Raw genomic sequence first — 9947 nt, 5'->3', positions numbered from 1 at the left:
TATTTGCTGTTCTTCGTGACCAAAAGCCCTTTGTGATTAAACGACCTGAAGATCATCAAACTTGGAGGACAACAAAGCCTCAACCAGCAGCTGCTTAAAGGAATAGTTTGGATACGACAGAGCCATTCGGATCGTGTCAAAGGTGATGCGAGGGATACCGGAGGGCGTTAGACCGAGGATATGCTCGCCATCATCCTATTGACACGTGCACTACACCCAAACGCTTGAAGACTGCAAAGTCTCTTTTACTCCAGAGAGTTACCCCAAATTGAAAGAGAGTTTGCTTGGCTAGCGCCGAGCGTCCCGTTTCTCTAGGTGGGCTTCCCAAAAATTAACGTTTAGGTCATTGTTCGGATTTTTCAATGGCTTAGTTTGTTATGCCGTATTTTACAAACCGAAAATTAAAAGAAATAATCAGACAAACTCTTGACTTTTATTAGCTGGTCTTATCTTATTCCATCCAAGGGTATAAATTGACTAAATTTCCCCGCCAATTTGTCAAATCTGTCAAATCTCTGTCACGGGATGTTTTGTTTGCTATCCCCAAGCCCAATACTTATGTACCTTTACTTAGGATCGCTTGATGTGGCGCTCCTCCAGAATGACCGTCACAAGCTGTCCCGCGGTCCACGACTTCCCATCCTCCTGAGTCGGCAGGTGAACCTGAATATAATGAGGTGTATGCCCCACAGCACACCCCACTGGATCAACCCATTCAATCAGTACTTCGACTGGTTTTCCAATAAACGGACGAATGAAGGCTTGCTGACTATCACGGGCAACCAACAAAAGTTCCTTAACCCGTTGATCCTTGAGTTTCTTCGAAACTTGATCCGGATAATCCGCTGCAGGGGTTCCTTTCCGTTTCGAATACGGAAACACATGAATTCCGGAAAAACCACAGGACTTTGCAAATTCAAGCGTGGAAAGATGATCCTCTTCAGTTTCCCCTGGGAAACCAGCAATAATATCCGTTGTGACCGCAAGATTTGGAATCCTCTGGTGGAGTCTTTCCAAAAGCTCTTTGTATTGGCTCAAATTATAAGGACGGTGCATACGGGCTAGCACCCTATCACTACCGCTCTGTAAAGGCATATGTAAATGGGGGCACACCTTATCAGACGCAACAATACTCTCGATCAACTCCTCCGTATATTCCATCGGTTCAATCGAACTCAGGCGCAGGCGACGAAGCCCAGGGATCTTATCCAGTTCTCGAACCAAACGAGCTAAACTCCAAGGGTCTTCCAAGTCCTGTCCGTAATACCCTGTATGAATCCCGGTCAAGACAATTTCAGGATATCCCTCCTCAACTAACCTCCGAGCCTCAGCGATCGCATTCTCAGGAATACGACTCCGCAAAGGACCCCTGGCATACGGAATAATACAGTAGGTACAGAACTGATTACACCCTTCTTGAATCTTCAACATCGCACGAGTACGTTGCTCCTCACTGAGTTGTGGAAGCTCTTCAAATTCCTCAGCATCCCAAATCCCACGCACAGCATTCTGAGGCTTTCTCTCCGCTTTCACTCGCTCAATCCACTCTAAAATCTTCACACGATCCTGAGTTCCAAGGACCAGATCAACCCCTTCAATCCCCAATATCTCGCCCGGTGCCGTCTGGGCGTAACAGCCCATGACCACGACAACGCTCTCAGGGTGAGCCTTGATCATTCGACGAATAACTTGGCGGGATTTACTATCTCCAGTATTTGTCACCGTACAAGTATTAACCACCACAACATCCGCTTCTTCCGAGGCACCCACCACCTGATACTTCGCCTCTCGAAAAAGTTGAGCCATCGCTTCACTTTCGGTTTGATTCACTTTACAACCCAGTGTAACAAAACAAACAGCCTTTCTTGGTTCGTCGTTCGTAGTACGTGGTTCGAAGATCGCTGCATGCGTATTAACCTGTTCAACTTCTTGAGACATAATACTCCACCTTCTTTAACGTGGTTCGTGGCTAGTGATTCAAATAAATCTGCCCTAGAGACAAGACGGCGCACATAAATGTGCCGTCTCCCAAACCTTTCGTTCCTATCCCTCGCTCTTCCGTTCTTCCGTTCCCCGACCCAGACCAGGGACGCAGTGTGACACGAGCGCGACGTCTCTACGTAAGCAGAAAAGCAAACTTCCGTTCAAGCGACTGACCCCAGATACGGGACAGTGCACAAGGATGTGCACTGCCGCCAACCGAGCCAAGGATGGCGAGTCTGGCGGGTATCCCGCTCCCCACAGTAGGAGCTTGAACGGTTAGTTTGCTCTGCGTCGTAGGCACCGAGCGCTGTGTCCCACAAGTCCCCTACCCTAAATCCCCATAATGCGCCAAAACCATCGTGAGCACGGCCAAGGCCGCCGTTTCCGTCCGAAGAATTCTCGGACCCAGTGAGACACTTTGAGCCCCCAGCTCCTCTTGCGCCCAAGCAACCTCGGCCTCCTCAAACCCTCCCTCAGGACCAATCAGCAGGGCAATAGGGTGCTCAGGATCCATCGTTTTAAGCACGGAAGCTAAGCGCTGAGTCTTTTCTTCTTCATAGGGAATAATCCACTGAGTCCCCTCAGGTAATTTCTCCTTCAGATTCTTCCAATCGCTAACCTCAAAAATTTCCGGTTCCTGCACCCTATGCGACTGTTTCGAAGCTTCCGAGGCAATTTTTTGCCACCGAGCGACCCTGTCCAGTGCTTTACTTCCCTCAATATGTACAATTGAACGCTTAGCTCGCAAAGGAATAAGCCCTATCATGCCCAGCTCAGTCCCTTTCTGAATCACCCATTCCATCTTTTCCCCCTTGGAAAGTCCTGCCACTAAATAAACAGCGGTATGGGCCTCTACATCAGGCTGATCTGTACTAAGAATCCGACAAGTGACACTTTTGTCCTCGATCTTAAGGATGACACTCGTATACTCTCTCCCGGAATTATCATAACCCACAACCAAGTCTCCCGGCGAAAGCCTAAGCACACGGACAAGGTGCTCTCGCTCCGAATCACGTAACCAAAAAACATCGTTTCCAAGCTCTGTAATTTTAAACCGATTCACGATTGGCCCACCTCGCTCGAAATAAAATCCACCCAGAATCCAAAATGCGTTCAATAATCTCGAGCCCGGCTCCCTCAATGGCTTCTTCCACTTCGTCGGCTCGATTATCAATAATGCCAGACGCTAAAAATTCGCCATTGGGATGCAATATACGTTTTAAATCTGGAAGTAAAATTAATATAACATCTGCAATAATATTGGCAATTACGACATCCGCTTGTCCCGTCAGTACAGTGCCTAAATCTCCACGAGCCACTCGAACTCGATCGTGCACACCATTTAAGTCCACGTTTTCTTGGGCTACCTTGATTGCGACCGAATCAAGATCCACCGCCTCGACCTTTGCCCCGAGTTTGGCAGCAGCAACGGCCAAAATTCCAGAACCAGTCCCCAAATCAAACACAGTTTGCCCCGGCTTAATGATGCCCTCCATCGTCTTCAGACACAGTGTAGTCGTCGGATGGGTCCCAGTTCCAAAAGCCATACCCGGGTCAAGTTCAATGACAATATCCCCAGGCAAAAGCTCTGCCTGCTCCCAAGTTGGCTTAACCAAAATATGTTTGCCAATTCGAACCGGTTTAAAATAGGCCTTCCACGCCGTTTCCCAATCAACTTCCTTCAGCGTTAGCCCTTTAGTCTGAATAACCCAATCCGGAGAGCGCTTAAGCAACTCTTGAACTCCCAAATCAAGCTTGCCCAGTTTCTCCCCTAATTCATCATCTTCCGCAAAATAACCCTTTACAACAGACGTCCCAGTAAGCTTAACCTCTCCAAAACTATGGTAATCCCATTCTCCAGATTCTATGTAATTCAGCAAAACTTCCGGATCTTCGATACTGACACCTGTACAACCTAATTGATAAAAAAGATCGGCAACAGCTTCTTCTCCATCGGATGAAACTGTTACCGCCACTTCACGCCAATCCATGTTTATACTCCTTTTTAGCCCATCGCATCGCGTAGATTTTCTTTGAACTTTTCAAACAAAGATTTTTTGCCCATTTGTTGTTGTTCGGAAGTTACTTCGCCGAATTCACGTAAAAGCTTCTTCTGTTTTTCATTCAGCTTGGTCGGTGTTGTCAAGACTGCTCGAACATGCTGATCCCCGCGGCCACTGCCTCTACGATGAGGAATTCCGTGTCCTTTAAGCCTAAAGATTGTAGCAGTCTGTGTCCCTTCGGGGATTTTCATCTTAACCACTCCATCTAAAGTTGGAACATCGATTTCTGCCCCCAAGGCCGCCTGGATAAAGGTAATCGGGACCTCACAATAAACGTCATTTCCATCACGTTCAAAGAACTTATGTGGTTTGACCTGCAAGATGATATAAAGGTCTCCCGGAGGCCCACCTTTTGCTCCTGCTTCACCATCCCCACTGAGCCTTAAATTTAAACCATCCTCCGAACCTTGAGGAATACTGATCTTAATTGTCTTGACCTTACGGACTTTCCCTTGTCCATGACACGATGAGCATGGGCTACTGACAGTACGCCCTTCTCCCTGACAGGTAGTACACGTTCTCGCCGTTTGGATTTGACCAAATGGGGTACGCTGAGTAACTTTGACCTGCCCGCTACCATGACACTGAGAACACGTCGTCGGATGCGTTCCCGGCGCAGCACCAGAACCCTGACAGTCCGAACAGGTTTCGTCCCGCGGAATCTGAATTTCCTTTTCGACCCCAAACACCGCTTCTTCAAAGCTCAAGGTCATGGCATAGCGTAAGTCTGAGCCCCGTTGTGGACCACCGCGCCGTTGCCCGCCGCCTCCGCCAAAGAACATATCAAAAATGTCACCGAAGCCTCCAGCATCTCCAAACCCACCTTGGCTAGGATCAGCATGACCGAATTGGTCATAACGCGCTCTTTTCTCCGGATCCCCTAAAACTTCATACGCATCGGCGACTTCCTTAAATTTCTCTTCAGCAGCTTTGTCCCCCGGGTTGACATCCGGGTGATATTGGCGGGCTAACTTTCTGTACGCCTTTTTAATCTCCTGTTCACCGGCATTTCGCTCGACCCCGAGCACCTCATAGTTATCGCGTTTCATGATTTCCCTCCACACTCCTGCTTAACCCATTCCACTGTAGTATCAAAGTACTATAGTATTATATGACCGCTCGCCTTCAAGCACAAGGAAATATCCATTTTTATGGATTTTAATTTGCTTTTCTACAAATAAAGTCGGGCACAAAGGCTTAAAAACCTTTGTACCCTAAGACTTATCTCAACTATATATCAAAGCCAATTTCAATCAAATCCTTGATAGATTTACGAAGCAAAGCTTCGCTACGTGTTGAGAACGAAGTAATTCAACACCATTTCCCATCGTTGCCACCTCAGTCCTCGCCCTACTAACCCGACTCCCGTCGGCCCAATCTCTCGTCGACCCCAAACAGGATGGAGTGAACTTGCGGAGCGAATCCATTAGGCAGAGTCGCGTCAATCACGCTTAGATTACGAGGCGCCAGCGTGGCACTGGTTCACATTCAGAACAGCCCAGAGGTTTGCCAACGCTCGCCTCGTGATCAAGCGTGATAGCGACGGCGCCGTGGTGAGCGGAGCAATTTCACTCCATCCCTCTTTATTGATCCTTCTTCACTTCAGTAAACTCAGCATCTACAACATCATCATCTTTTTTGACCTCTTCGGCTCCAGGTTGTGCTCCAGCATTCTGCTCTTGAGCCGCTTTTTGTTGATACATTTTTTCAATATAAGGGTGAAGAACTTTGTTCAGAGCTTCAATTTTAGCATTGATCTCTTCAACACTATCACCGGCAGCAGCAGTCTTCAGATCTCCAAGCGCTTTATTAACGCTTTCAACTTCTGCAGCATCTCCCTTACCTTCAAACTCTTTCATGGTTTTTTCAGTTTGATAGGCTAACGAATCCGCCTGGTTCTTAGCATCGATCATTTCTCTGTGTTTCTTATCTTCTTCTGCATGAAGTTCAGCATCTTGCTTCATTTTTTCAATGTCTTCTTTGGAAAGACCCGTGGAAGAAGTAATGGTCACTTTTTGTTCATTTCCAGTGGCCACATCTTTGGCCGAGACATGAACAATACCATTGGCATCAATATCAAATTTAACTTCGATCTGTGGAATACCACGTGGAGCAGGAGGAATTCCTGTAAGTTGGAAACGTCCGAGTGTCTTGTTGTAACTCGCCATTTCCCGCTCCCCTTGAAGCACGTGAATATCAACAGAGGTTTGATTGTCTGCAGCTGTTGAGAAGGTCTGGGATTTCGTGGTTGGAATCGTGGAATTTCGATCAATAATCCGAGTAAACACTCCGCCAAGGGTTTCAATCCCTAAAGACAGCGGGGTGACATCCAGCAAGATCATGTCCTTGACTTCGCCACTGAGTACGCCCCCTTGAATAGCTGCACCCATTGCAACTACCTCGTCTGGGTTAACCCCTTTGTGTGGTTCTTTTCCACTTAACTTTTTGACAGCTTCTTGAACGGATGGGATACGAGTGGATCCGCCGACAAGAATGATCTGATCGATTTGATTCCAGGAAAGCTTAGCGTCTTCAATCGCTTGACGTGTGGGACCAAGAGTAGATTCCACAAGATCAGAGATAATTTCTTCAAATTTAGCTCGAGAAATATTCATATCTAAATGTTGAGGACCTTCTTCGGTCATGGTAATAAACGGCAAATTGACATTGGAATTGGTCACTCCAGAAAGCTCAATCTTAGCTTTTTCAGCAGCCTCTTTTAAACGTTGGAGAGCAACTCGGTCTTTAGAAAGATCTGCTCCATGACTTTTCTTGTATTCTGCCACCATATAGTCAATCAGACGCTGGTCAAAATCGTCGCCGCCTAAACGATTATTCCCGCTCGTGGCTTTAACCTCAACCATTCCTTGACTTAATTCGAGGATCGAAACATCGAAGGTTCCGCCGCCTAGGTCAAAGACCAAAACAGTCGAGTCATCCTTTTTGTCAAGGCCATAGGCAAGTGCAGCCGCAGTAGGCTCGTTAATGATCCGCAGTACTTCAAGTCCAGCAATAGCTCCTGCATCCTTTGTTGCTTGACGTTGGGCATCGGTAAAATAGGCAGGAACAGTAATAACGGCTTGGGTAACAGGCTGTCCAATATAGGCTTCAGCATCCGTTTTGAGTTTTTGGAGAACCATCGCCGAAATTTCTTGAGGACTATAGGTCTTATCTTCTATCTTTACTTTATGATCTGTACCCATATGGCGTTTAATGGAACTGACGGTTTTGTCCGGATTGGAAACAGATTGCCGCTTAGCCACCTGTCCGACGAGTCGCTCGCCAGATTTAGAAAAACCTACTACAGATGGAGTTGTACGATTTCCCTCCGCATTAGGGATAACAACTGCTTCTCCACCTTCCATAACAGCTACGCAAGAATTTGTAGTACCTAAGTCAATACCAATAATTTTACCCATTGTTTTCTTCCTCCTTATAACTAGTTCGAAACTTTAACCATACTTGGACGTAAAACTTTTTCTTTTAGGTAATATCCCTTTTGTAATTCGTCTACAACAGTATTTTCAGGATGCTCTTCTGACTCCACCCGCAGCACTGCGTCATGAAGATTTGGGTCAAACGGTTGCCCGACGGCTTCAATCGCCTTGAGACCCTCTTTGCTAAGAGCCGTTTGCAGCTGACGTAAAATCATCTCCACCCCTTGTGAAAAAGCTGCGAAATCAGGATTGATTTGAGCGGCACTAACTGCTCGCTCAAAATTGTCTAAAACAGGAAGCAACTCCCCAACCACACGTTCAGACGCATATTTTATGATTTCGGTCTTTTCCTTTTGGGTCCGTTTTCGATAATTATCGAAATCTGCTTGCATGCGTAGCAAATGATCATAATGTTCATCTGCTTTAGCTCTAGCCTGGATAAGCTCCGTTTCTAAGGTTAGAATTTTCTCCGGAGGGCTCATATCCTTGCTATCCAGACTATCTTCGTCGTGTATGGATTTCTCAGATTCATGTTCTTGCTTATCTCCCAAATTATCTTCGTCGCTACTTAGCTCTCGGCCTCTGAGAGTATCTTCTCTCATTCGCGCCATGCATGATCACCTCTCATAACTTAGTCCCAAAATTTATATAAGAATGAACCTAAAAGGCTCAATCACCCGCATATTTGATGTTTTTCGTCACCGCCTGCGTTTCGTCAGGACATCCGTCAAACTACGCGTCATAAAATCAACAATTGCAATGACCTTAGCATAATCCATACGTGTTGGACCGAGCACCCCCACCGCACCGATGGTTAGACCATTGACTCTATAAGTAGCAGAAATGACACTACAATCCTTAAATTCCTTCAAGCTATTTTCTCCACCGATCGTGACATTTAGTCCCTCTTGGTCAGGATGTAATAGTTTTTTAAGCGGCTCATTTTCTTCGAAGAGTTTAAATAACGTTTTAACCTTCCCTAAATCCTTAAATTCAGGTTGATTTAACATATTGAGGGTCCCCCCAAGACAGATCCGTTCCTCTCCTTCGCTATCGTCCAGAATGGCTCTAAGCATATCAAGAGTATTATCAATCAAAAGCCTCTGCCTTGACAATTCGCTATAGATTTCATGCAGCATGCTGCGTTTAACTTGATTTAAAGAGTACCCACGCATTTTTTGATTAAAAACTTCAGCCACTTGTTGAAGCTCTTCCGCTGTTTGATTCTCCCCGACCTCAATAATATGATTTTCAACAGCACCATTTTCTTTCACGATGACCATAATAACCTGCCCCGGTTGATACGGTAGAAAATGCAATTTCCCAAACGTACTTTTAGCCTTATGAGGACCAAGGACAAGACTCGTCAAATTCGTAAGCTCAGACAACAATTTACTGGTATGGGTAATAACTTCTTGAATCTCATGGATTCTTCTCGTACTTTCTCGCTCAATAAATTCTTTTTCTTCATCATTAAGGACCTTAGGATCCATCAGACAATCTACAAAATACCGGTACCCCGCATCGGATGGAATCCGTCCAGCGGAAGTATAAGGTTGTTCGATAAACCCTAAATCTTCTAAATCCGCCATCTCATTGCGTATCGTCGCAGAGGATACGCCAAGATCAAATTTACGCGCAATCGTACGAGAACCAATCGGTTCAGCGGTAGCAATATAATCCTGAACAATCGCCCGTAGTATTTTGCGTTTTCGTTCATCCATTTGCATAATGCTTTCCGCCTTTCCAAAACTGACTACTAGGGACTCACCCGAACATTATACGCCTCAAGTTCATCGTCCGGGTTCGTTGTTAGCACTCTCTCTTGATGAGTGCTAACAGTTGATGTCTTCACATTACCACTTCATTTTAGCTTTGTCAAGAATCATTTTAACAAAATACCTAGAGAGTTTTAGATAGCATAATACAAAGCTTTTACCAAGCCTTCGAATGCAGTCAAAAGTCGATCAAAGCCACCGTGCAAGCCAAGAAACCGTCCTGTAACTTGCGATCCGTTCCCCAATTCAAGCCCAGAACGCAGTATCACACGAGCCCCACGTCTTTACGTAGGGCTTGCTAACCAACCCTTTTTTCTCTTAGGCAACCAGAATATTACGATTTTCCGCCTTAATATCCAACTCAGACTTTGGGCAATCCGACAAGGGTGGATTGGCGCTATAGCCCTCACGCTTGTCTGGGGCTCGGCATATCCTATAGCGGGATCTGAAAAGACATTCCATAAAGGGATTGGCAGCCGGTATGAGGATGGAAATTTCCAACAGGACGCCTGAACAAATCCCGTCCGAGGTTAACTTTATCAAGGAACAAAGCAGCAAAATGCTGCTTGGCAACGCCGTTGGGATCGGACGGCGTTTGACGGAAACCAAAGAGCTGGTACCCCATGGGGAGTGGCTCAAATGTCTGACTAAATCAGTGAGTTACTCCCCCCGTCGGGGAAGAGAGG

Annotated in this window: 9 protein-coding genes; 1 reads left to right on the top strand and 8 read right to left on the bottom strand. The window is 46.2% G+C overall.

Annotated elements, in window-relative coordinates; translation table 11 throughout:
• Positions 1–570 precede the first annotated feature (570 nt).
• The 8 genes from mtaB to hrcA form a co-directional block, all read right to left on the bottom strand.
• Entirely contained in the window at positions 571–1938 is a 1368-nt protein-coding gene (gene mtaB, locus JL57_RS14545) for a tRNA (N(6)-L-threonylcarbamoyladenosine(37)-C(2))-methylthiotransferase MtaB (RefSeq protein WP_034142756.1), read from the bottom strand.
• Between the two features lie 178 nt (positions 1939–2116).
• Entirely contained in the window at positions 2117–2284 is a 168-nt protein-coding gene (locus JL57_RS34500; protein ID WP_291300114.1) for a hypothetical protein, read from the bottom strand.
• Between the two features lie 24 nt (positions 2285–2308).
• Positions 2309–3046, bottom strand: a complete 738-nt coding sequence (locus tag JL57_RS14540) for a 16S rRNA (uracil(1498)-N(3))-methyltransferase (RefSeq protein WP_034142755.1) — start codon at positions 3044–3046, stop codon at positions 2309–2311.
• On the bottom strand, positions 3033–3974 hold the full coding sequence (prmA, locus tag JL57_RS14535; protein ID WP_034142754.1) for a 50S ribosomal protein L11 methyltransferase: 942 nt from the start codon (positions 3972–3974) through the stop codon (positions 3033–3035). Before prmA ends, JL57_RS14540 begins: the two co-directional genes overlap by 14 nt.
• Positions 3975–3988: 14 nt before the next feature.
• On the bottom strand, positions 3989–5095 hold the full coding sequence (gene dnaJ, locus JL57_RS14530) for a molecular chaperone DnaJ (RefSeq protein WP_034142753.1): 1107 nt from the start codon (positions 5093–5095) through the stop codon (positions 3989–3991).
• A gap of 534 nt (positions 5096–5629) precedes the next feature.
• Positions 5630–7465: a molecular chaperone DnaK gene (gene dnaK / locus JL57_RS14525; protein WP_034142752.1), complete on the bottom strand. Its 1836-nt coding sequence runs from the start codon at positions 7463–7465 to the stop codon at positions 5630–5632.
• Between the two features lie 20 nt (positions 7466–7485).
• Positions 7486–8094: a nucleotide exchange factor GrpE gene (gene grpE / locus JL57_RS14520; protein ID WP_034142751.1), complete on the bottom strand. Its 609-nt coding sequence runs from the start codon at positions 8092–8094 to the stop codon at positions 7486–7488.
• 87 nt (positions 8095–8181) lie between these two features.
• On the bottom strand, positions 8182–9213 hold the full coding sequence (hrcA, locus tag JL57_RS14515; protein ID WP_034142750.1) for a heat-inducible transcriptional repressor HrcA: 1032 nt from the start codon (positions 9211–9213) through the stop codon (positions 8182–8184).
• Between the two features lie 529 nt (positions 9214–9742).
• Here hrcA and JL57_RS14510 point away from each other — a divergent pair.
• On the top strand, positions 9743–9947 hold a 205-nt coding region (locus JL57_RS14510; RefSeq protein ID WP_034141410.1), incomplete at its 3' end, for a DUF3102 domain-containing protein.

This window comes from Desulfosporosinus sp. BICA1-9 (assembly GCF_000802135.1).
The sequence above is the reverse complement of the archived record's forward strand: the minus strand, read 5'-3'. Positions and strand labels throughout refer to the sequence as shown.